This is a genomic window from Sciscionella marina DSM 45152 (genome assembly GCF_000379465.1).
GTDB lineage: Bacteria > Actinomycetota > Actinomycetes > Mycobacteriales > Pseudonocardiaceae > Sciscionella > Sciscionella marina.
Genome location: NZ_KB905419.1, coordinates 1 through 22788 on the forward strand (window position 1 = coordinate 1; position 22788 = coordinate 22788).

The following is a 22788-nucleotide window of genomic DNA, read 5'->3' on the forward strand; positions in this document are numbered from 1 at the left end:
CCAGGCATAGAAATTCAGCAGGCGCTGCATACCCGCCGGATCGGACGCGCCTGACGCCTCGGCTAACGTCCACCCGTTCTTACGCTCCACCTCACCCAGCAAACCCCGCAGATAAGCCACCATCTGCCGCCGCGACTCCACCCGAGAAAACCGCGCCGCAAAGCGGCCCGTGAACGCCGCAAAACCCNCAGACCAGCCCGTCACCATCTCCAACACACACGACCAACTACAGAACAGATACGTGCCAGCCTAACCGACACACCGACCCAGCACATAACGATCTGTCGTTGCAGTACTAAGGCTATGGGAGTAAGCGGATTCCAGCGGGGGCATGTCAGCGACCGTTCGCAGGTCGCTGATGATTGCACGTGGTTCTTGAGGATTCGCCAAACAAGCAGACGTACCTGCGGTCGATCGTTGCCTATGCCGAGGCCAACCTCCGGGCGGAATGGATGACCCGGCGGCTGGGCGATCAGATCCGCAACGTTGCTACGCCCATCACGCACCGCGGCAGCGATCTTGACCGCGTCACAAACGTGCTCAGCGTCCGGACGTTCGGAGACCGGCCACGGCGGCAGTCGGCCGAACAAACAGATCGAGCGCGGTCGCCACATACTGAAGCGTGCTGGGTCGGGACTGTCCGATCTCCGGCGGTGCGCCGCAGTTCCAGAGTCAGCGCGTTGCGGCGGTCACTGGTCGCCCACGATGGCAGCGTAGCCGCGGAGCCGTCCGACGATACTCAGTTGCTCCTCGAGGGCCGCCAACTCTTCGAGCAGTTCGGTGTCAGGTGCCTCAGCGCCCGGCACCGGGGCAGTGCCCTCCTCGTGGGCCATGAGGGAGCTGACCAAGACGAAGAAGCGGATGACTCCCTCCGCGCCCTTGCTGTACTTCAGCTCGCTGCCTGAGAACAAGTCCATGGTCTCAACCGCGGTCGCCCAGGCGTGCTGCAACTGCGTGCGCACCTGCAGTTCAATCCGCAGGCCGTGATACTCGGCTTTAGAAGCACCGTATTCGTACGCCAGGTGGACGCCGCGGTAGCCGGAGTGCTTCGGGCCCGGATCGGCGTGAAGGTAGTCGTAGAGGCGGATGACGCGGTTGCGCGATCGCGGCAGGTCCCGCAGAACCACTACCAGACTTTCGACCTCCTGCACCGATTCGAATACGGCCCGGCAGCCGCTCAGGTCTTGCATGGTCGTCACGCTCATCGTCGGGATGCGGGCTAACTTGTCGAGGATGGTCGGGAGGCGCTTGAGCCGTTGTGCGACCACCGCGTTCGGGTTCACGGCCAGAGCCTTCTGTCGGACGGTCACCGTCACGGCGTTCAGCGGGAAGGCGTGCGCGCTGCGGAAGTTGCTCAGAACGGCACGCGCCTCCGCCAGCTCCTCGGACGTACCCTTGGCCTTGCCGACGAGTATGCTCGCGCGGCCGACCGCGCTCTTGGGGTGTTCGGGAACGACGCGGGTGACCATGCCTGCGACCGTAGCGGACGGCGCAGATAGCGGATATCCGCCGACCGTTTCCCTGCACCAAGCAACGGGGACTGCCGACCTTGCAGCCAGAACCCAACCGAAAGCGGCTCTCGCTCTTCACCTACAGATTCGAAGACCACTAACGTTCAGTGACTGTCTTGGTGCGGCCCCGGCTTGTGACCTACCAGGACGTCGCTGGCGTATCGGTCGCATCTGATCGCGGACTGGTTCATATCGCTGCAACTCGTCGCGCATCAACACGTCGCATTGGTAGCTAGCGCCGACACCGGCGCGATGTCGCAGCGGTCCGACCACTTCCATCCACGATCCGGTTGGAGAATGCAGCCCGCACCACCGCGCGCCAGAACACCCCCTGACCAGTCGTGATCCGGGTCGCATCGGCCGCCGAGCACCTTGTCCGAGGCGAACGCCGGTTCATCTGGTCGGTGTGCCTGGGGTCCACTTGGTGACGGCCTGTGCGGTGTGAAGGAGCTGTTCGACGAGTGGGTCATGGTGTCGGTCGGGAACAGCTGCGGCCAAGTGCGACACGGCGCCGGGGTCTGCGATGGGCCGGTACGCCAGGCCGGGCGGGTGGTTGGTGCGCACCGCTGCGGGCACGATGGCAACACCGAGTCCACTGGCGACCAGACCCAGCGTGGTAGGGAAGGCGAGTGCCACCAGCGCCGACTCGAGATTGACGTCGGCTGCCCTGGTCAGCTTCTCGACAACGGCGTACATGGCTGGGGCGACCCCGGTCGGGAGCACGACGAACCGGTCCCCGGACAACGTGGACAGCCTCACGCGACGATGCGCGGCTGCGGGATGATCTTTGGGACAGGCGAGCAGCAACGGCTCGGTGACGAGGGGAATCAACCGGACCGCGGGTGCCTCCTGGATGTCGCGAACCAACCCGATGTCGAGTTCGTCCGCGGCGAGCTTTCGGAGCTGGTCCATGGTGGGCATTTCCCGAAGGTGCAGCTCCACATGCGGGTGGGAGCGCCCGAACGGCGCGATGATCTGGGGCAACAGGTCGAAGGCCGCTGATGGGACGAAGCCGATGCGCAACCGGCCTGCGCGGCCGGACACTAGCCGATCGATGTGGTCGAGGGCTTGTTCGCGCTGCTCCAGCAGCTCCCGCACGTGTTCGTGCACAGCGCGCCCGAGCGGGGTCAGCCGCACTGACCGTGTGGTCCGTTCCAGCAGCTGCGCCCCGAGACGGCGTTCCAGCGCCCGCACCTGCTGACTCAACGCTGGTTGGCTCACGTGCATCCGGGCCGCGGCCTGCCCGAAGTGCAGTTCGTCAGCCACCGCGGCGAAGTACTCCAGCTGCCGGGTGTCCATCGCCCATCTCATCAGTACAGCTTATCAATATGCAAGCAGAACGAACTTCAACTTCTCAGCGACCGGCGCCATGCTCGGCGGAACACGATCGCCACGGTGGCGGTCCTGGCCGAAGTGGAGCGACGTGAGCGAGCTGCTACTGATCGATGGATGCGAGATCAACAACTGGACGCCCCGAGTCCTCGACGAACTCATCGCGGGCGGGGTCAGCGCCGTACAGGCCACCTGCGCAGTATGGGAGGACGCACGGCGCACGCTGGACGGACTGATGGACTGGCGACAGCGCTTCGCGAGACACTCCGACCGTTTGGTGCTCGCCCGATCGAGCGCTGACGTGCTCGCCGCCCAGCAGAACGGGAAGGTCGCCGTCGTCCTTGGGTTCCAAAACACGGCGCCGATTGAGGACGACCCTCGGCTGCTGGACGTTTACCACGAGCTCGGCGTCCGGGTCGTGCAGCTCACCTATAACACGCAGAACGCTGTTGCCAGCGGCTGTCTGGAGCCGTCCGACACGGGCCTGTCAACATTCGGCCGACGGGTCGTCGCCCGCATGAACGCACTGGGAATGCTCGTCGACTGCTCCCACGTCGGAGACCGCAGCACTCGCGATGCGATCGATGCCTCGGCCAATGCGATCGCGCTGACCCACACCAATCCGCGCTGGTTCTGCGACCACCCGCGCAACACTCCAGACGATATCCTGGCCGCTGTCGCCGAACGGGACGGAGTGGTGGGGGTGACCACCTATCCCAACTTCATCGGCGGTCCGAATGTCAGCCTGGGACAGTTCTGCGACATGGTTGCGCGCCTGGCCGACCAGATCGGTGTCGACCATGTGGCCCTTGGCAGCGATCTGTCGAGGGAATGGAGCGACGCGGACTTGGTGCTTCTGCGAAACGGCCGGTTGAACCCCGACCCCGAGGCAGCCAGCTGGCCCCGCTGGCAGGACTGGTTCAGCACCGCGTCCGACTTCCCGGCTCTCCTGGATGGGTTGCGCGCAGTCGGCTTCGACGAACCTGCCCTCACTGCGGTGGCGGGCGAGAACTGGCTGCGCCTGTTCGAGACCGTGTTCACCGGCGAACCGGCGGACAGCGGCACGGCACCGGAGTCCGCGATCGGGCACGCTGGGTACACGGTGTCGAACCTGGACTCCGCGATCAGGTTCTTCACCGACAACCTCGGCTTCGTCGTCCGGCACCGCCAGATCCAGGACAACGCCTACACGCGGGAGACCGTGGGCGTCGAGGACGCAGTCGTGGACAACGCCATCCTGGTGCCGGCTGGCCAGCGCGACGGGTGTGAGCTGCAGCTGCTCCAGTACCTAGTACCAGCACAAGCTGGGGTGTTCTCCGGGGTCAGCCAACCGGGGTCGGCCCATCTGGCCCTTGAGGTGACCGATCTACTGGAGCTGTACCGCTTCAGCAGTGCCCGCGGAGTCCGGTTCATCTCGCCCCCCAACCGTATCGACTCCGGCCGGAACCGCGGGGGATTCATCGCCTATGCCGTGGGACCGGACGACCTTCGGGTCGAGCTTGTCCAGCGCCCGCGGCCCGGAAGCACGATCAATACCATCGGCCGGCAGGATCTGGAGGCTCCCCGATGAGCACCGCCGAATTCACCACGGGCAGCCCCGACGACATGGATAGGCGAACGCGCGCGCGGGTGATCCTGGCGGCCGTCGCGGGGAACTTCGCCGAGTGGTACGACTTCGGGGTCTACGGTGTCGTGGCCACTTCGGTGGCGTCGCATTTCTTTCCGCACGGCAACCAGACCGTGGCGCTACTGAGTACCTATGCCGTTTTCGCCCTGACATACTTCACCCGGCCGCTTGGTGGTCTGGTGACCGGCTGGATCGGCGACATCTGGGGACGGCGGGCATCGTTGTCGATCACCATTGTCGTCATGTGCCTCGCCACCATGTTGATCGGCATACTGCCCACGTACTCGGCCATCGGCATCGCCGCACCTGTGCTACTCCTGGCCTGCCGATTGCTGCAGGGCCTCGGCGCGGGCGGTGAGTACGGTTCGGCGATCAGCTTCCTGTATGAGCACAGTTCTGCCCGTACCCGCGCACGCAATATCAGCTATCTGGTCGCCAGCACGTTTGTCGGTGTGCTCGTAGCGGTGGGGGTTGCCAGCCTGGTCTCCGCTGTGTTGGGTAGCGCCGATTTCGACTCCTGGGGCTGGCGCATCCTGTTCCTGCTGGCGCTGCCGCTAGGCGCGCTCGGTGTCTACGTCCGCATGCGGATAGGCGAGACGCCACAGTTCCAACAGCTTGCCGCGGCCCGCCAGGACGAAGGCCGACACGCCACGCCGATGCGCGACGCGTTCCGGCAACAATGGCGCACAATGGTCCTTTTCTTCTTCGCGGTGGCCGTGTACGCGCTGATCACACCTACGGTGTCCTCATACTTCACGACGTTCATGCGGGGGCCAGGGCATCTCGCGAGCAGCGCGGCATACACGATCACCCTGATCACGGACGCTGTCCTCGTCTTCGCCGCGCTTGTCGGTGGCCGTGTCATGGATCGGGTCGGGCCCCAGCGGCTGCTGTTGGGTTCCTCGGTCTCGGTCGCCGTTCTCGCCGTTCCGGCCTTCATCGCTGCCGCGAGCGGTTACTGGGGTGCGGTCATCGGAGGGGTCATTCTCGCCATCGGAAAAGGGCTGCTCGCCGTGCCGGCCGCTCTCGCCGTTGCGCATATGTTCCCGACCAGTGTGCGCGTCACCGCCGGATCGTTTGCCTACAACGCCACCGTCGTCGTGTTCGGCAGCAGCGGCCCTCTCCTGGGGGTCTGGCTCAATTCGCAGACCGGCAGCGAGTACTCCTTCGGCGTCTACCTATCTGCCGTCGCCATCATCTCGGCCATCGCCTGCGTGGTCGGGCGTCGCCGGTTGAGTGGCGCTCGAACAGCGCCGCGGCAAAAGACGGCATACTGACCCGCGCCGACCCAACCTGGCCGGGTTCCTCGCTCTGGACGAGGTTTCCCGGCTCGCAACGGATACCGACCCCGGCAACCCACACCGGCTGTACTTTCACTACGTCCAGGAGCAGCGAGAGCACAGCCGCCCACCGTGGTCGACCCCGAACGGTACGGCGGTGCGCATAGACGACTCGGACACCATCGATCGCTTCTCGCTCGAGACGACCAATGGCAGGGGCTCGTACGGCCCGCCGAAGCGGCGGATGCCGCCGAACACACACTGCTGAGGTTAGGCTGCGTGTTCACCGCCTGCCGACTCCGCGGCCCCGATGAGATGATCGCCTACGGCGTGATCGAGGAGAGCGGGTTGGGAATGAGCCTCACCGCCGTGCCGAACCTGGTGATCTGCACCGTTCCCGCGCAGCTGCAGGGATCGATGTCCGGCATGGTCAATGTGATCCAGGGCGGGCTAGCCGGGGTGTTTCCAGTGATCGTGCTCGCCGTGTTGAGCTCCGGTGAAGTACGAATCGGCGGCGGCAGCGCCTTCTACGGCGAGGCCTGCATCCGCTTGGGGATACTGGTATGCGCAGTATCGGCGGCAGCCGGGCTGATGTTCGCCTTCCTACTGCCACGACCCCGCCAATCCGCATCCACTCCGGAAATCAGATGAAAACAGACCTCCTGAGGCAAGTCCACGACCGGACGTAACAACGCGGACTCCTCGGTAATCATTCTTCGCGCGACGTGTCACGAACGCTCTGAACCCACCGGCCACACCTGATCGCCCCGTCCCTGCTTGTCCGAAAATTATCAAGCAAGACAAATGCATGGGCGCCCGGGATACATTTCTGCCACAGGATCCTCGTCGGATAACCGACCTCACCAAAATATGAGCAAGGACCGAAGGATCTCACGCCTTTCTAATAGGACGGGCCGGTAATTTGTACTCTCACCAGGCGGCCCGGCGAACTGCGTTCAGTACATTGTCACAGCTGCGACGTCGAAACTCGTGCGCACATACGTTGGACTGCGTCGAGGTACTCGGTTTCCATGTCGGTGACGGTCTCCTTCACGGAGCGGATGTTTTGGATGGAGTTGAGGCCTTGGCCTGCCGCCCAGATGTCTTTCCATCGTTTCGCGGGGTCGGCGTTGGTGTCGTAGTCACGTTGCGGGGCTGTGTTGCCTGTTTGGCCGTATCCGGCAGCGTGCAGACTTGGCCGTAGCCAGGAGGCCGGTGTTCCGGTGACGGTCGCGGAGACCTCGATGTCGTCGATGCCGAGGTCGACCACCATCTGCTTGTATTCCGGCGCTGCCAGGCTCTCCTGGGTGGCGAGGAATCGGGTGCCGACGTAGGCGAGGTCCGCGCCGGCGGTGATCGCTCCGGCGAGTGCGTGCCCGTCAGCGATCCCGCCGCCCACGATGATGAGTCCGTCGAAGAACTGCCGGACCGCCGAGACGAAGGCGAATGGGGACAGGTGTCCGGTGTGGCCGCCTGCTCCGGCGCTGATGCAGGCTAGGCCGTCCACTCCGGCTGCCACGGCTTTCTGTGCCAGGGCAACGTTGACCACGTCAGCGATCACGAGCCCGCCATATCCCTTGACGGTTTCCATCACCGGTTTCGGTGAGCCCAGGGCGGTGATCACGACCGGCGGCCGGTATTGGTCGACCAGCCGGAGGTCGTCGTCGAGCCTGCTGTTGCTGCGGTGGGTGACAAGGTTGACAGCCCAGCGCCCCTCGGGGCCGAGGCTGTCACTGATCTGTCCCATCCAGCTGTCCAGATCGGCCGTGGTGCGGCAGTTGGGGCTGGGGAAGGCTCCGATTATTCCGGCTCGTCCGGCAGCGATGACCAGTTCGGGTCCGGAGACGAGGAACATTGGGGCGGCCAGCATCGGCAGCCGCATCTCGGGCAGGCGCACGGTCACGGTCACTGGTCGGCTCCTTCGTCGATGGATTGTGCAATGTTTCCCGCGGGGCCTTGCGGCTGGTGCACTGGTTATGCGACCGGGGAATGAGCGCACCCGCACCGATGCCCCGCAGGGCAGTGCGTGGCCGATCGGCCATTCACGCGTCCAGCTTTTCCACCAGCACCGCCACGCCGAGACCGGCGGCGCCGCTGACGGCGGCGATCCCGTAGCGGGCGTCGCGGCGTTCGAGCTCCTCCAGGCAGCTGCCAACAAGGATGGCGCCGGTCGCTCCGAAAGTGTGCCCCATGGCCATCGTCCCGCCGTTCGGGTTCATCCGGTCCGGGCCTGTGTCCAGGTCGTTGCGGAATTTCAGGCACAGTGCGGAGAATGCCTCGGCGAACTCGAACACGTCGATGTCAGCCGGACGTAGGCGGGCGCGCTCGATCAGCTTCTCCACGGCGGATTGGCCCGCGGTGAGCATGACTACCGGGTTGACCGAGCTCGTTGCCGCGGCGAGCACGCGGCCGCGGGGCGCCAGACCGGCGCGCTCCGCGGCGTGGGCGTCACCGATGAGCAGCAGGGCCGCACCGTCGGCCATCGCCGGGGAGGTTCCCACGGTGTGCAGATGCGTGATGCGGTCCGCCTTCGGGTACATCCCCAGCGCGATGGCGTCCTGACCTTCGGCACCCATCTGCGCGAAGGCCGGTTCCAGGCCGGCGAGGAACTGCATAGTGGTATCGGGTTGGACCAGCTCGTCGTGATCGAGTCCCAGAGCCGAGCCGGACCGGGCCAGGGGCACGACCGAACGCCGGAACGCGCCACGTTCCCATGCGGCGGCCGCTTTCTGCTGGGTCTCGAGGCCGTACTCGTCGAGCTGTTGGCGCGTGTAGCCCAGCAGGGTCGCGTTCAGGTCCGCCGCGATCCCCATGTGCACCGAGCCGATTCTCCGGACAGTCTCCGGGTCGCTCCATAGTGGACCACGGTCGGCGAACATCGGGACCCGGGAGACGCTCTCGACACCACCGGCGACAGCTAGTGACAAGTCGCCTGCGCGGACGCGGGCCGAGGCATGGCCGACCGCGTCCACCCCGGAGGCGCAGAAGCGGTTCAGGGTCACCCCCGGCACCTTGTCACCCCAACCCGCGAGCAGTGTGGCGGTGCGGGCGATGTTGCCGCCCTGCTCGTCCACCTGCCCTGCGCAGCCGAGGACGACGTCCTCGATGGTGGCCGGATCGATACCGGTCCGCGCTACCAGGGCTTCTTGCAGGTGCGTGACTAGCTCGAGCGGGGTACGACCGTGCAGAGACCCTTTCCGGGAGGCCTTACCACGAGGGGTGCGTACGTAGTCAAGGATGAGCGCTTCTGTCATACCGGGATCCTCGGGTCTCATGGGTTTCATACTTCACCAACAGGAGCTACTCTGATAGTTGTAGTACAAGGTGGTGGTCAAGGCAAGACATGCCGGTGATGCCCTGCCAGAGAGGAGTTGGGCTGATGAGCGAATCGAACATCTGGGTGTTGGGAGGGTTTCAGACTGATTTCGCGCGTAACTTCCAGCGCGAAGGTCTCGACTTCGCGGCACTCAGCCGGGAAGTGGTCACCGGCGCCCTGGAAGCGGCGGCGGTCGCGGCGTCGGACGTCGAGGTGATCCACGTCGGGAATGCCTTCGGTCAGCTGTTCACCGCCCAGGGCCAGCTTGGTGCCATGCCTTCTACGGTGTGCCCAGACCTATGGGAAGTTCCCGCCTCTCGCCACGAAGCTGCGTGCGCATCCGGCTCGATCGCCGCACTCGCCGCGATGTCCGACCTACGTGCGGGGGCCTACGACAGTGCGTTGGTGCTGGGCCTCGAGCTAGAGAAGACAGTTCCGGGCGACGACGCTGCGCAGACTCTCGGTGCGGCCGCGTGGGTCGGCTACGAGGGCCAGGATGCGAAGTTCATGTGGCCCTACATGTTCGACAAGGTCGCCGAGGAGTACGACCGTCGCTACGGCATCCGCGACGAGCATCTGCACGCCATCGCCCAGCTCAATTTCGACAACGGCCGCAACAACCCCAACGCGCAGACCCGCGATTGGCAGGTTCCCAATCTGCGGACCGCCGACGATGCGACCAACCCGCCGGTGGAAGGCCGCGTGCGCCGGTTCGACTGCAGCCAGATCACCGACGGAGGGGCCGGCGTGGTGCTGGTCAACGACCAGTACCTGTGCGAGCATCCCGGTGCGAAGCCATGGGGCAGGATCGCAGGCTGGGGCCACAAGACTGTGGGGCTGGGCTTGCAGCAAAAGCTGGAGCACTCCAGCGGCCACGACTACGTGCTGCCGCACCTGCGACACGCCGTGGAGGACGCGTTCAAGCGCGCGCAGGTCGCCTTGGACGATCTCGACGGCCTGGAAACCCATGACTGTTTCACGCCCAGCGAGTATGTCGCCATCGACCACATTGGACTGACCGCGCCGGGCGAGTCGTGGAAAGCCATCGAGAACGGCGACATCGAAAAAGACGGTCGTCTGCCGATCAACCCGAGCGGTGGGCTGATTGGTGGCGGTCATCCTGTCGGCGCGTCCGGTGTTCGGATGCTGCTCGACGCGGCCAAGCAGGTACGTGGCATCGCCGGCGACTACCAGATCGAGGGGGCACAGACCTTCGCGACGCTGAACTTTGGCGGGAGCACCGCGACGACGGTCAGCCTGATTGTCGACCAGGTACACCAGGGCTGATTCGGCGAACAAACAAGGAGACCGAGATGGCTACAGACATGGAGATCGTGGGGCGGATGCTGTCCACCCTCCCGACCGACGATGAGCATCCCTATCGGACCGGGCCGTGGCGGCCCCAGACCGCCGAGTGGAAGGCCGACGACCTCGAGCTCGTCGAGGGTGCGGTGCCGACCGACTTGGACGGCGTGTACCTGCGCAACACCGAGAACCCAGTGCATCCAGCGATGAAAAACTACCACCCATTCGACGGCGACGGCATGGTGCACGTCGTCGGCTTCCGCGACGGTAAAGCGTTCTACCGCAACCGTTTTATCCGTACCGACGGCTTCTTGGCCGAGCAGGAGGCCGGTCGAGCTTTGTGGGCGGGCCTGGCCGAGCGCCCAGGCAGTTCGGTACGTACCGATGGCTGGGGAGCGCGGCGTCGGATGAAGGACGCCTCGAGCACGGATGTGATCGTGCGCCGGGGGACGGCGCTGACCAGTTTCTACCAGTGCGGCGACCTCTACGGCCTCAACCCCTATACCGCGGTTACCGAAGGCAAGGAGAATTGGAACGGCGGTTTCCCCTTTGACTGGGGTGTCTCGGCGCATCCGAAGGTCGACGACACTACCGGTGAGCTGTTGTTCTTCAACTACAGTAAGGAGGCGCCGTACATGCATTACGGCGTCGTCGACGAGAACAACAACCTCGCACACTATGTCGACATCCCGCTGCCCGGGCCCCGGTTGCCACACGACATGGCGTTCACCGAGAACTATGCGATCCTCAATGATCTACCACTGTTCTGGGAGCCCGAGGCGCTCCGGCACGACGCCCACGTGGCCCGCTTTCACCGCGATATCCCGTCCCGTTTCGCGGTGCTCCCGCGCCGGGGATCCACCGCGGACATCACCTGGTTCGAAGCGGATCCGACCTATGTGCTGCACTTCGTCAATGCCTACGAGGACGGCGACCAGATCGTGCTTGACGGGTTCTTCCAGGGTGATCCGGAACCGGCTGATACCGGGGCCGGATCTCGATGGGAGCGTGCCTTCCGGTTCCTCGCGCTCGACCGGATGCAGTCCCGGCTGCACCGGTGGCGACTGGACATGAACACGGGCTTGGTCAAGGAGGAGACACTCAGCGACAACATCACCGAGTTCGGCACGGTCAACGCCAGCTGCCTGACCAAGGACTACCGTTACATCTACGCCGCCAGCGGTAAGCCAGGCTGGTTCCTTTTCGACGGTCTGGTGCGCCACGACCTACGCAGCGGCACCGAAGACAGGTACTCGTTCGGCGACGGGATCTATGGCAGCGAGACCGCGATGGCCCCACGCACCGGAAGCCGCGGCGAGGACGATGGCTACCTCGTTACGCTCACCACCGACATGGGTGCCGATGCGTCCTACTGCCTGGTATTCGATGCCTCCCGGGTCGCCGACGGGCCAGTGTGCAAGCTGAGACTGCCGGAGCGGATTTCCAGCGGTACGCACGCGACGTGGGCTCCTGGCGAACAGTTGCGCCGCTGGCGCACCCAGGACGATCCAGCGGAAGCGCTCGGCCTGTGAACGCCCCGGTCCGGCTGGGGGCGTGGCACGCCGATTAGACTCAGTTCGCCACGACGCAGGAGTGACGAATGGGTACTAGGGATGAGCCGACCGTCCTGCCTACGGGTGGTCCAAACGCGTTGGGCCGCGCGCTGGGGCTGCTCGGCGACGAATGGACCGTTCTCATCCTGCAGCGGGCACTGCTCGGGACCACCCGCTACACCCACTTCCTCGACCAGCTCCCGATCTCCAACTCGGTACTGACCTCACGACTGAGCACCCTGGTGACCGAAGGCCTGCTGGCACACTACGTCTACCAGCGCAATCCCATCCGCGCGGAATACCGGCCGACCGAGCGGGGGCGCTCGGTCTGGTCGATCCTGCTCGCCATCTGGGACTGGGAACGGAACTGGGTGCCCCGGCAGAAAGCATCCCTGCCCACGATGACCCATACCGTGTGCGGCTTGCCGTTCCGCCCGCTGCTGGCCTGCTCATCCTGCGAAAAGCCCGTCGAACCGCGTGACGTCGACACCCAGTGGGGCCCCAGCGGCTCCTGGGCGAGGTCGAGCCCGGAGGCGATCACCCGCAGGCGTAGCGGCCGCCAAGCGGAGGCCTCCTTCTTTCCCGAGACCATGGCGATATTCGGCAACCGATGGTCCTCCGCGATGATCGGCGCCGCCTTCCTCGGGCTACACCGGTTCTCCGAATTCGAATCGGCCCTGGGCGCCCCACCCAGCCTCGTGGCGGAGCGGCTGCAACTGCTCACCGAGCAAGGCGTGCTCACCCCGGCACGCAACGACAAGCGGACTGACTGGGTGGCCTACCGGCTGACCGAAAAAGGACGAGCCTTCTTCCCGGTCATCATGTTGCTGCTGGCCTGGGCCGAGCGCTGGTACCACGCCCCGGAAGGCCCGGCACTAGTCCAAGTGCACGCGGAGTGCCAACAGGAGTTCCGGGCGATCCTCAACTGCGACCAGTGCGGCCATCGCGTGCGCGGCCGAGACGTGCAGCCTTCCACCGCCGAACTGCATCGCGACTAGCCCTCGCCAACACCGCGAAAAACCTCATTCCAGGCCGCTTGTATGCAAACTCTTTTTGCTGTAGTAGTGTCCTTCACACTGCTAATTGAAGTACGAGGGTCGAGGGAGCGGGCAGACGATGGACGGAATCCACGGACTGCATCCCACAACGAAGGTCCGCAGGTATCTGGAAGCGGGCTACTGGACGAACGAGACGATCGATGGCGTCTTCCGGGAACAGGTGCGCACCCGCGGTGACTCGCCGGCGATCGTGGACCCGACCAACCGCCCGTCGCTGGTGGGCTCGACTCCCCGGCGGATGAGCTGGACAGAACTCGACACGGAGGTCACGCGCACCGCCGCGTGGCTGCTCGAACGCGGAATCGGCCGCGGTGATGTCATCGGAATGCAGCTGCCGAACGGCATCGAGCTGGTGCAGACCTACCTCGCGGCCTGGACCATCGGCGCGGTCGTGTCACCGCTGGCCATGCAGTACCGCGAGCACGAGGTGGTCACCATGGCCGACAAGGCAGGCTGCACCGCCCTGGTCACCTGTCACCGCTTCGGCGATCGTCGCCCCGCGGCCGAAGCGCTGGCCGTGCGCGAGCGGATCCCGTCGCTGCACCACGTTGTCGCTTTCGGCGACCCGACCGAACGGCCCCCCGACGCACCCGAAGGCGTTCTCGACCTCGCCCCCGCAGCGGCCACGGAGGAAGACCGCCAACGCGTCGATGCCTACCGCGCCGCACACCCCAACGACCCCAACGACTGCGTGACCATCGCGTGGACCTCGGGCACCGAAAGCGAGCCCAAGGGAGTTCTGCGCGCACACTACGACTGGCTGTGCTTCGCCTGGGCGACGATCGAGGCACCGAAGGTAACCACGGACGACGTACTGCTGAACATGTTCCCCATGATCAACATGGCCGGTATCTGCGGCATGCTGCTGCCGTGGCTGAGGACCGGCAGCACCCTGGTCCAGCATCACCCGTTCGACCCGGCCACCTTGTTCGACCAGCTCGTCCAGGAACGAGTCACCTACACCCTGGCGCCACCGACCCTGTTGTGGCGGCTACTCAACGACGAGGAGCTGCTCGGCACGGTCGACCTGTCCAACCTGACCCGGCTCGGCTCCGGGTCGGTACCGCTACAGGTGCCGATGGTGCGCGGCTGGCAAGAGCGTTTCGGCATCGGGGTGATCAACTTCTTCGGCAGCAACGAAGGGATCGGCCTGCTGTCGAACACCGACGACTTCCCAGACCCGCAGCTGCGGGCACAGTATTTCCCCAACTACGGGCACACCGACCGCGAGTGGTCGTCCCGGAGTTCGAAGTGGACCCGAGTCCGGCTCGTCGACGTCGAGACCGGCAAGGAGGTCACCGAACCTGGCCACTCCGGTGAACTCCGCATCGCCGGGCCGATGCTCTTCGCCGGCTACCTCGATCACGAGTCGCTCCCGGACGCATTCGACGAGGACGGCTTCCTCAAGACCGGTGAGATATTCGAGATCGCCGGAGAAAACGGTGAGTTCCTGCATTACCTTGATCGCACCAAGGACCTGATCATCCGCGGCGGCATGAACATCGCACCCGCCGAGCTCGAGAGCCTCATCCTCGACCATCCATCCATCGCCGAGGTCGCCGTCATCGGCGACCCCGACGAGACGATGGGAGAACGCGTAGCGTCGATCGTCGTGCTGCATCCGGGCACGCAGCTGAGCCTGGACGAGCTGGTGGCCTGGTTGAGGAACAAGCACATCGCCTCGTTCAAGCTGCCCGAGCGCCTCGATATCCGCCCGGCACTGCCGCGCAACCCGGTCGGCAAGCTACTCAAGCGTGAACTGCGGATACCAACGGGCGGCTAAGTACAAGCCACCGCGACGAGGAACCGGCACGCCACACGGTCAGCTGCCATCAGCGCCCGGACCGGCCGCAAGGCTGCCGGTCCGGTGGAGAACCAACGAAAGGCGGGACTTATCTAGCGGTTCATGCCAGGTTTTCGCCGCGAGACCGACCGGACCGATCCGTTCACACCGCTGGGTCCAGCCAGCAGCCAGCCGAAGAAGCAGCACGACACCGCGAGGAGTCAGCGATGAACATCGCCGCAGGGGCATTAGAGGCAAAGACCGCCCTAGTTACCGGGGCGGCGGGCGCCATCGGCCAGGCGGTGGCCGAATCGCTGGCAAGCGCCGGCGCACGAGTGGTGTTGGCCGACCGGGACGAGGCGGGTGCGCGGTCCGCGGCTGACGCGCTGCGAGCCGACCGGCTGGACGCAGTATCGTGCGGCTTCGACCAGGCTGACCCGGCGTCCATCCAGCGGTTGTTCACCGACACGATCGGCGATCGACTCGATATCTGTGTCGCCAACGCCGGGTACGGGCGCGTAGCGGGAATCCTCGACCAAGACTTGACCGACTGGCGCAGGCACGTGGATGTCAACCTGACAGGCACCTTCCTAGTAGTGCAGGCCGCAGCCCGGCGGATGGCGGCCCACGGTAGCGGGGCGATCGTGCTCAACGCCTCCAGCGCCGCGGTGCACTCCACGCCCATGTTCGGCGCCTACGCCGCCACCAAGGCCGGGGTGGAAATGCTGGCGCGCTGCATGGCCGACGAGCTCGGCCCGCTCGGGATCCGGGTGAACACTGTCTGCCCCGGCGTTGTCGAGACTGGCATGACCACCAGTCTGCTGAACGTGGCAGGCGGGCAGATGCGGCAGATCATGGAACACAACACCCCGACCGGCGCTATCGGCCGTCCGCAGCAGATCGCGCGGGTGATCACATTCCTGGCCAGTGAAGAAGCCGACTACGTCACCGGGGCGGCGCTGCTGGTCGATGGTGGCCAGACTCTGCGCGGATTCCCCCGATGGTTCACCGCCAACACCTCCGGGGACGCCGAGAACACGTGGAAGTTGATCACCGAAGACACCCGATAACTCTCGATGACAAGGAGGCACAACGACGTGCACCGCATCGCATCACACGCCCGGAAAACCACACAACACAACATCGGGCGACGACGACCCAAGCGGAGCGACCGGGCCCGGCGTGTCACCACGCTGGTGCTCGCACTGGTCGCACTACTGGGCCTCACCCCATCGGCCGGGGCTGTCGAAACGGCTCCCACCTGTCACCGCTACGACCTCCCGGTCAGCGTCCATGCAGGCTCCCCGACCGACCAGCGGATCGCCGGCTGGCTATGCGCGATCGGCCCCACCACCGGCAAAACGGTGCAGCTGCTGGTGCACGGATTCACCCTGGACCACACCTACTGGGACCCGTCGTACCAGCCCAACCGGTACTCCTACGTGCAAGCGATGACCCGGGCCGGCTACGCGACATTCACCATCGACCGCCTCGGCGCGGGCGCCAGCAGCCATCCGCCCGCAGCAGAGCTCACCGTCGAGAACCACGCCTGGACCGTGCACCAGACGACGCAGGCGCTACGGGCCGGTACGATCGGCGGCACCCGGTTCTCGAAGGTTGTCCTCGTCGGACACTCTCTCGGCTCCGCGGTCGCACAGACCGAAGCGTCCCGCTACCAGGACGTCGACGCGCTGATCCTGTCCGGCTGGATGCACACGCCCCTCTGGCTGGGCACCCCGGGAGTCATCCTCACAGCGCTGCCAGCCCAACTCGACCCCCGGTTCCCAAACCTGCCACTCGGCTACGTCGCTCCCCTACCCCACGCTCACAAGAACCTATTAGTCGACACCAACAACGCCGACACCACACTGCTCGCCCTCGACGAGCAACACGCCCAGACCGGCTCGCTCGCCGAGGAAGTCACCGTCGTGCCAACCATCCTGCCCCCGCTGACCCAGCACATCACCGCGCCCGTCCTGCTGGCCACCGGGCAGAACGACAGCATCTTCTGCGGCCCGCTGACCCCCTGTCCGAACGCCGCCACAGTCCGCACACGCGAGGCGCCGATGTTCACCTCGACACCACGATTCGACACATTCGTACTCCCAGACGCCGGACACATGATGAACGTGCAACGCAATGCCCCCGCGTTCTTCTCGGCATCGCTGCGCTGGCTCAACAGTATCTCGGCACCGTGACCGCCAGTGAGCCTGACCGCCCAGCAACCTCGACCGGGCGAGCCGCAGCCCGGCGTCGTCTACGCCGGCACACCCGGCCTCAAAGTCAACGATCGCGACTCATACAGCCTGATCGTCCGGTCTCGCGCGTTCCCGGCTTGGCTACCACGCGACTCGGAAAGGAGCCGTCCTCGCCAAGTCCCATCGAACCCGGCAGCACTGACAGCTACGCCACCCCTTTTCTCACACCGGTAGTCCCGAGGCCTTGCGGCGTCGAACTGACCACGTCGGCACCTGCCCCGCCGAGATCGGCATCCGCACGACCGCAGCCGCGGTCAACCCGGCCGACGCAGTCGGCGAGGGCAGCATCTGGCGCGTCGATGAACGCGGGTCGTCCATCGTCAACCCGCGTCGACCGCTGCGGTCGTGCCGGCGGAGTACGTGGTGGTCCCCGACCCTCGGCAGCCGCGATCCCCGACGGGACCTCTGCCGTCGAAGCTCCGACGCTGCCGAGGAACGAACTGGTGGTCCAGTCCGCGCTGTGGCACCCTCGCCTCGCCCGGCGTGACTGGTGCGGTCGGCGCCGTTGGCGGGTACGCCATCCAGCCCGCCCGTATTCCGGGCTCGCCGGCACGTCATCGACGGATGGATGCCCCGTGCGTGTGGTGGACACCTCCCGGGCCGTACCAGTCCTCGCCACGCACCAACGCCTGGAAGTCGACGGCACCCGCGGCTGGCTCGTGCTCACATGAGAGGAGCCTCGGCCGGGATTCGCTCGGTGCGCACGACGAGTCCATGTGGACGGCGACTCTCGGATGCGCGCAGTCAGGATGATCAATGATCGTTCACGTCCTCGGACCACAACACGCCAAGCAGCAACACTCATCACGAGTGCGCCAGAGCCGAACCCGTACGCGCTCACGAGCGAATTCGCCCCAGCAGCTCCGGCGAACTACGGTCAGTGATCATCCAGCCCGCCCAACCTGTAGTCCCCTGACAAGTCGGCAGCTCGGTATCCAGTTACGTGTCCAGCCTTCCGAACAAAGACCACCCCAGGACCGATCAGGGAAGGGTGCGGAGGTCGTCAGGGCTCCAGTAAGCGCGCATTCCTGTGATATGACCGTCTTCGTCAAAGGTCATGACGTCGATCGGCTCGATCTCGCTTGTACCGTCTGGTGTTTCGGTCCGGATCCGGAAATGAAAGGCGGCACTGTTATCGGCGACCCGGATCGCGAGCAATTCTGTTTGCCGGCGTGTCCCTGCGATAGTGGAGTAAAACTCCTGGATGACGGCCCGTCCCTGGTACTCGGGACTACCTACCGGATCCTCCAGCGTCGCGTTCTCGGTGTAGTGCGCCGCGATGTCGGCGGATGTCCCGTTCGCTACGGCGTCCAGGTAGTCGCGGACGGATGCCTTGATCGTGTCGGCTGAGGGCATCGGGCTCCTCCGTACTTTCGGTGTGGTCTGCTTACATTCTGGTTGGAGATGGTGTTGGAGCCGACGATACCGGCGGTTTTCCACGAGCTGAGTGTCCATACCGTTCAGGGACTACGGTGACGAGCTGAGATTGTCTCGATGCGGTAGATGCCGCTGACGGTGCCTTGGAATAACACCGAGTTTCGAGTGATGTTGCCAGCGAGCTGGAGCGTGTTGGCGCTGGAGCCGCTGCCGATTGGCTGGGTCGATTCGACCTGCCCGGTTCGGGCGTTGATGACGGTATAGGCATAGCGGTCCCCGGACCGGGGGAGAGTGCGGTCGTTGGGTGCGATGCGGGAGATCGTGTAGATCTTGTTCTCCTCGAGGGAGAGCTTGGGCACAGCGGTCGAGCGGACGTGATTCGTCCACGTGGTCGCGCAGCCCCTGCCGTTCGGTTGGACGTCGATGCGGCCCATGCCGCCGGTGAAGTCTGCGCTGGGGGGCACGCTGGGTTCGGCGCCTGCCGGTAGCGCCGGGTAGGGATAGCCGTAGGTGGAGGCGACGAACACGCTGTTACCCGATCCGACCGGGGAGATCTCGGTGCCGTTGCTAGCGGGCACCGAGCAGATCAGGTTTCCGTCCGTGGTGTCGTAGACGAGTAGCTTTTCGGTCGGGGCCGCATTGTCGGTGATCGCCACGTATTCGGCTCCGTCTTGAGGGCCAAAGTAAGTGGGGCTGGCGCCGGTTCCGTGGCTGAGTTGGCCGGGCTTGCGGGCCGGGCCGCGGTCGTACGACTGGCGCCACAGGATCCGTGGCTTGCCGTCGGGGTCGAGGTCAAGCTGATAGAGCGCATGGTCGGTGGCTACCGACATGCCCTGCGGCGCCGTCGAGATACTGTTGGCTACCTGTTCGTCCGTCCCGAGCTTGATCGCGTGGCTTACGCCAGTGGTGGTGTCTACGATGCCGGCGGACCCACCTGCGGTGGCGAACCAGACCTTGCCGGAATAGTCGGGCATCAGGGAGCTGACCCGATCGCAGCCGGGGGAGCCACAGAACTGCTCGACGGTCTGCTGGATTGGCGTCGACTGGGTGATGGATAGCCGCCACGAATGATTCGGGCCTCCGCGATCGTGGGCGATGCGGACGAGATTGGACCCTCCATCGACGACGACCATACGGTCGGCGTCGTCGAGGTAGCCATAGACTCCGCCGAACAACCCGCCCTTGGGCAGGGCGAGGGTGGCCAGAGAGGCCCCCGTGTTCGGCTCGAGGAGGTGTACGGTCGGCGTGAGGTCGCCGTTGGTGTTGCAGAGGGCCTGGAGCACACCGTCCCTCCCGGCGAGGATGCTCGCGCAAGTCGCGCTCAACTCTGTGAACGTGGAGCTGATTGGTCGAACACCGGGACCGCGGTAGGCAGTTGTGTCCGATGACCGGGAATCCCCGTGCTGTGTTGCGGTCCCCGTAGGCCCGAGCGCCGGGTTGGGAAGGGGGCGCGGCTCGAACCTGCCTTGCGCGTTTGCGGCGGCACCATTCGCGCCTAATAGGGCTGCGACGACGAGTGCGCCGATACACGCACGACGGCGCAGCGAGGGGTACGTTTTCACGTGGTCGCTCCTGGGACAGATATTGTGGCGCTGGACGATCGGGCGGTCTGGCCCCCAACGCGTAAACAATGTCGGCGATGAATTTCGACCTGATTGCGCCGCACCGCGCCGGCCGCGCCTGCTCGCTGTCTGGTCTGTCGATGGGTTACCAGGCAAGGCATGCGCACCAGTCGAGGCCGCGCTTGGCTCGATGCGGGCTAGTTTCGTCGTTGCGGACTCCGCTGTGTGTGGCATCCGACGGAGACTGTTGTTTGAACACGCTTCACAACACGACGTGTTGGTGCGCCAGGACGGTGATCATGTGGGCCCTGCGTCAGGCATTCCATTCCACGTGCAGTGCGTTGGGGCCGCGTAGCGCAGTCCCGATCTGGCTGGTCACCTGTGCGTCGGTCTCGGTATCGGCCTGTAGGTGCACATCGGGAAGCCGCTCCAGCAGGACCTCAAGCGCGGCATGTAGCTCGGTCATTGCCAGCCAGTTGCCCAGACAGGAATGGGGTCCGCCGCCGAATGCGGTCGTGGGCTTCACCCGGCGGGTGATGTCGAACCGGTCGGGCTCGGGGTACTTGACCGGATCACGGTTGGCCGCGGTGATCGCGAAGACCATCGGGGTGTTGGCGGGGATCTCGATCCCCTGCCACGTGACCGCGTCCGGACAGAATCGGGGTAGCAGCGCGACTGGCGCCTCCCAGCGCAGGCCTTCTTGGATCGCCCATTCGATCTCTTCGTTTGGATTGGTTCGGACCTGTTCGAGCTGGTCGGGATGAGTGAGCAGCGCGGACAGCAGGCTGCCGAGGATGAGATGAGTGGTGTCGGCGCCAGCGGGGAATAACAGCCGCAGAAAGGCGAGAATCTGTTCGTCACTGAGCTGCTCGCCTTCGACCTCCTGACCGACCAGCCTCGAGATCAGGTCATCGCCGGACTCGGCGCGGCGTTCGGCCAACACCGGGGTGATGTACTCAGTGAACTCGCGGGAAGCCTGCAGCGCACCGTCGGGATCGTGCGGGTAGTTGAACAGGTCATGCGCCCACCGGGCCATCTCCGCCGCGTCGCCCTTCGGGACCCCGAGCAGCGCCGAGATCACCCGCACCGGCAGCGGGTTGGCAAACTCGGCGACAAGGTCGGCGCTACCACGGTCGGCGAAGGCGTCGATGAGCTCATGCACGATTGGCTTGATCATCGGCTCGCACAGCGCGGCAGCGACCAGCCGGCGGAACGGCGGGGACACCAATGCCTTGTTGATGCGGTGCTCGCGGCCGGTCATGCACTGCAACGTGTGCCCGAGCACCGCACCGGTCGAGCGCGGATAGATTGCCTTGGCAGGGAAGGTGTTTTCGTCCCGGAACGCCGCGGCCACCAGTTGTTCTGTGAGCAACAGCACCCCGTTGATTCCTCCGAATGGCACGATCGCGTACGGCTTCGCGCTTCGCAGCCGAGAAAGCATGTGATGGAGGTCGGGGATGTCATCGAAGGCGAAATCGACCCCTTCGATGTCGAGCGAGTCGAGGGCCCGGGCTTTCGTCATAGCGACACTCCTCGTAGAATGACGATTATTCGTCAAGGTAGTGACGAATTTTGGTGCAATGATGGTAGGAGGTCGCGTGACTCCCGACAAGATGTCCGTGCAAGAAACTCCCGGTAAACCGAAACCGGGAGGAGGATCTCCCCCGACTGAGCGTGTGGTGGGCATTGTCGAGCTGCTTGCGGCGAGCACGCGAGGATGCTCGGTCGCCGAGGTTACGGCCAAGCTGGAGCTGAACCGGTCGACGGCGACCGCCATTCTGGGGTCGCTCGAGACCGCCGGGTGGGTACGGCGACGGCCCGACCGCGACTATGTGCTCGGCGCCGGACTGATTGGCGTTGCCGAGGCGGTGCGGCACACGCTGTCAGTGTCCGATGCCGTGTCCGCTGAGCTCGATGTGCTCGCCGGGCGAGTGGGCTGCGGTGCATCGCTGAGCCTCGTCGGTGCTGGACAGATGACGTTCGTGTCTATGACCCGAGGTAACGGTCGGATGCCGCCTGGTGTTGACGTCGGCGCGCGGTTGCCGCTGCGTGCACCGGCGGGTGCAGCCGTGATCGCCCACGCGGACCCGACACAGCAAGACGCCTGGCTTGCCAGTGCACCCGAGTCCGACCGCCCGACCCACGAACGGCTGCTCGCCCAGATCAGGCGAACCGGTTACGCCGTGTTCCAGCTTGGCGCATCGGACCAGGAGGTTCTCGACGTGCTGGCTCAAGTCGTCGAGCTCCTGGCCGAACATCCCACCCGCGTCGCGTTGCGTGAGCGCGTGTTCGGTCTACTCCTTGCACTCAGCGGACATGCGTACACCACCGCAGAGCTCAACATCGACGACGCGCTTCCGGTCAGCTACCTGATCGCGCCGGTGCTCGACGAGCGCGGCCGGGCCGCCTACGAACTGCAGATCGGTCCCCTGCACCCTGCTGTAGCGAAAAGCGACCGCGACCACTACATTCGCGAGCTACTCAACGCCGCACAAAGACTCTCAGCCAACCCCCCGGAGAAAGCAAGCACCCACAATGACGGCACCTGATCGCCGGGTCACCGAGTACCGCACCACCTGGACCGACCCTAAACCCGAAGCGCTGATCGAAGGGGCTGCTGAAGGGATCTGTGACATCTGAGATTGCTTGCTGATGTGCAGGCTGAAAGGATGTTGCTGTGCCCAAGCCCTACCCGCGCGAGTTTCGTGAGGATGTTGTCCGGGTCGCCCGCAACCGCGAGTCGGGCGTGACGATCGAGCAGGTCGCCAGTGACTTTGGGGTCCATCCGATGACGTTGGGAGAAGTGGCTGCGTCAGGCTGACGTCG

General features: G+C 65.3%; 18 protein-coding genes and 1 pseudogene. 11 read left to right on the forward strand and 8 right to left on the reverse strand.

Annotation, left to right across the window (positions count from 1 at the left end; genetic code table 11):
• From A37U_RS46485 to A37U_RS0132490, 3 genes and pseudogenes are all read right to left on the reverse strand, one after another.
• Positions 1-207 (reverse strand): annotated as a pseudogene (locus A37U_RS46485) (IS701 family transposase); the annotation flags it as partial.
• A 482-nt stretch (positions 208-689) separates the two neighbouring features.
• Complete coding sequence (locus A37U_RS46490) at positions 690-1469, reverse strand: RelA/SpoT domain-containing protein (protein ID WP_020500849.1); 780 nt, start codon at positions 1467-1469, stop codon at positions 690-692.
• Positions 1470-1904: 435 nt separating this feature from the next.
• On the reverse strand, positions 1905-2822 hold the full coding sequence (locus A37U_RS0132490) for a LysR family transcriptional regulator (RefSeq protein WP_083934119.1): 918 nt from the start codon (positions 2820-2822) through the stop codon (positions 1905-1907).
• Between the two features lie 112 nt (positions 2823-2934).
• Between A37U_RS0132490 and A37U_RS52120 the strand changes: the two genes are divergently transcribed.
• The 3 genes from A37U_RS52120 to A37U_RS0132505 all read left to right on the forward strand — a co-directional run bounded on the left by A37U_RS52120 (position 2935) and on the right by A37U_RS0132505 (position 6401).
• Positions 2935-4413 (forward strand): membrane dipeptidase, encoded by a 1479-nt coding sequence (locus A37U_RS52120; protein ID WP_240437747.1) that lies wholly within the window; start codon positions 2935-2937, stop codon positions 4411-4413.
• Complete coding sequence (locus A37U_RS0132500) at positions 4410-5747, forward strand: MFS transporter (protein ID WP_020500852.1); 1338 nt, start codon at positions 4410-4412, stop codon at positions 5745-5747. The genes A37U_RS52120 and A37U_RS0132500 overlap by 4 nt, the downstream gene beginning before the upstream one ends.
• A 318-nt stretch (positions 5748-6065) precedes the next feature.
• Positions 6066-6401, forward strand: coding sequence for an MFS transporter (locus A37U_RS0132505; RefSeq protein ID WP_157183165.1), 336 nt, complete (start codon positions 6066-6068; stop codon positions 6399-6401).
• 316 nt (positions 6402-6717) lie between these two features.
• Here A37U_RS0132505 and A37U_RS0132510 read toward each other — a convergent pair whose 3' ends face one another.
• Together A37U_RS0132510 and A37U_RS0132515 are read right to left on the reverse strand one after the other, a co-directional pair.
• On the reverse strand, positions 6718-7659 hold the full coding sequence (locus tag A37U_RS0132510; protein ID WP_020500854.1) for an NAD(P)H-dependent flavin oxidoreductase: 942 nt from the start codon (positions 7657-7659) through the stop codon (positions 6718-6720).
• Positions 7660-7792: 133 nt separating this feature from the next.
• Positions 7793-9004: an acetyl-CoA C-acyltransferase gene (locus A37U_RS0132515; protein WP_020500855.1), complete on the reverse strand. Its 1212-nt coding sequence runs from the start codon at positions 9002-9004 to the stop codon at positions 7793-7795.
• A 125-nt stretch (positions 9005-9129) separates the two neighbouring features.
• Between A37U_RS0132515 and A37U_RS0132520 the strand changes: the two genes are divergently transcribed.
• The 6 genes from A37U_RS0132520 (at position 9130) to A37U_RS46505 (ending at position 16963) form a co-directional block, all read left to right on the forward strand.
• Positions 9130-10353 carry an acetyl-CoA acetyltransferase gene (locus tag A37U_RS0132520; protein WP_020500856.1) on the forward strand — a complete coding sequence of 408 codons (1224 nt, stop codon included), beginning with the start codon at positions 9130-9132 and terminating at the stop codon, positions 10351-10353.
• A gap of 26 nt (positions 10354-10379) precedes the next feature.
• Entirely contained in the window at positions 10380-11903 is a 1524-nt protein-coding gene (locus tag A37U_RS0132525; RefSeq protein ID WP_040589380.1) for a carotenoid oxygenase family protein, read from the forward strand.
• 68 nt (positions 11904-11971) lie between these two features.
• Complete coding sequence (locus A37U_RS0132530) at positions 11972-12922, forward strand: winged helix-turn-helix transcriptional regulator (RefSeq protein ID WP_026197837.1); 951 nt, start codon at positions 11972-11974, stop codon at positions 12920-12922.
• A gap of 118 nt (positions 12923-13040) precedes the next feature.
• Positions 13041-14765: a class I adenylate-forming enzyme family protein gene (locus A37U_RS0132535; RefSeq protein ID WP_020500859.1), complete on the forward strand. Its 1725-nt coding sequence runs from the start codon at positions 13041-13043 to the stop codon at positions 14763-14765.
• Between the two features lie 227 nt (positions 14766-14992).
• Positions 14993-15835, forward strand: a complete 843-nt coding sequence (locus tag A37U_RS46500; RefSeq protein WP_083934121.1) for an SDR family NAD(P)-dependent oxidoreductase — start codon at positions 14993-14995, stop codon at positions 15833-15835.
• 27 nt (positions 15836-15862) lie between these two features.
• A complete protein-coding gene (locus tag A37U_RS46505) occupies positions 15863-16963 on the forward strand; it encodes an alpha/beta hydrolase (protein WP_020500861.1) in 1101 nt (366 codons plus the stop codon).
• A gap of 1041 nt (positions 16964-18004) precedes the next feature.
• Here the strand turns inward: A37U_RS46505 and A37U_RS0132555 are convergent.
• From A37U_RS0132555 to A37U_RS0132565, 3 genes are all read right to left on the reverse strand, one after another.
• Positions 18005-18379 (reverse strand): nuclear transport factor 2 family protein, encoded by a 375-nt coding sequence (locus A37U_RS0132555; RefSeq protein WP_020500863.1) that lies wholly within the window; start codon positions 18377-18379, stop codon positions 18005-18007.
• Positions 18380-18483: 104 nt separating this feature from the next.
• On the reverse strand, positions 18484-19683 hold the full coding sequence (locus A37U_RS0132560; RefSeq protein ID WP_020500864.1) for a hypothetical protein: 1200 nt from the start codon (positions 19681-19683) through the stop codon (positions 18484-18486).
• A 592-nt stretch (positions 19684-20275) separates the two neighbouring features.
• On the reverse strand, positions 20276-21574 hold the full coding sequence (locus A37U_RS0132565) for a cytochrome P450 (RefSeq protein ID WP_240437748.1): 1299 nt from the start codon (positions 21572-21574) through the stop codon (positions 20276-20278).
• A gap of 67 nt (positions 21575-21641) precedes the next feature.
• On the opposite strand from A37U_RS0132565, the gene A37U_RS46510 reads away from it, so the two are divergent.
• Both A37U_RS46510 and A37U_RS52125 read left to right on the forward strand, forming a co-directional pair.
• The gene (locus A37U_RS46510; RefSeq protein ID WP_240437749.1) at positions 21642-22511 is read left to right on the forward strand and encodes an IclR family transcriptional regulator; all 870 of its coding nucleotides are present in this window, start codon (positions 21642-21644) and stop codon (positions 22509-22511) included.
• A 128-nt stretch (positions 22512-22639) separates the two neighbouring features.
• Positions 22640-22783 carry a hypothetical protein gene (locus tag A37U_RS52125; protein ID WP_020500071.1) on the forward strand — a complete coding sequence of 48 codons (144 nt, stop codon included), beginning with the start codon at positions 22640-22642 and terminating at the stop codon, positions 22781-22783.
• Positions 22784-22788: the final 5 nt, after the last annotated feature.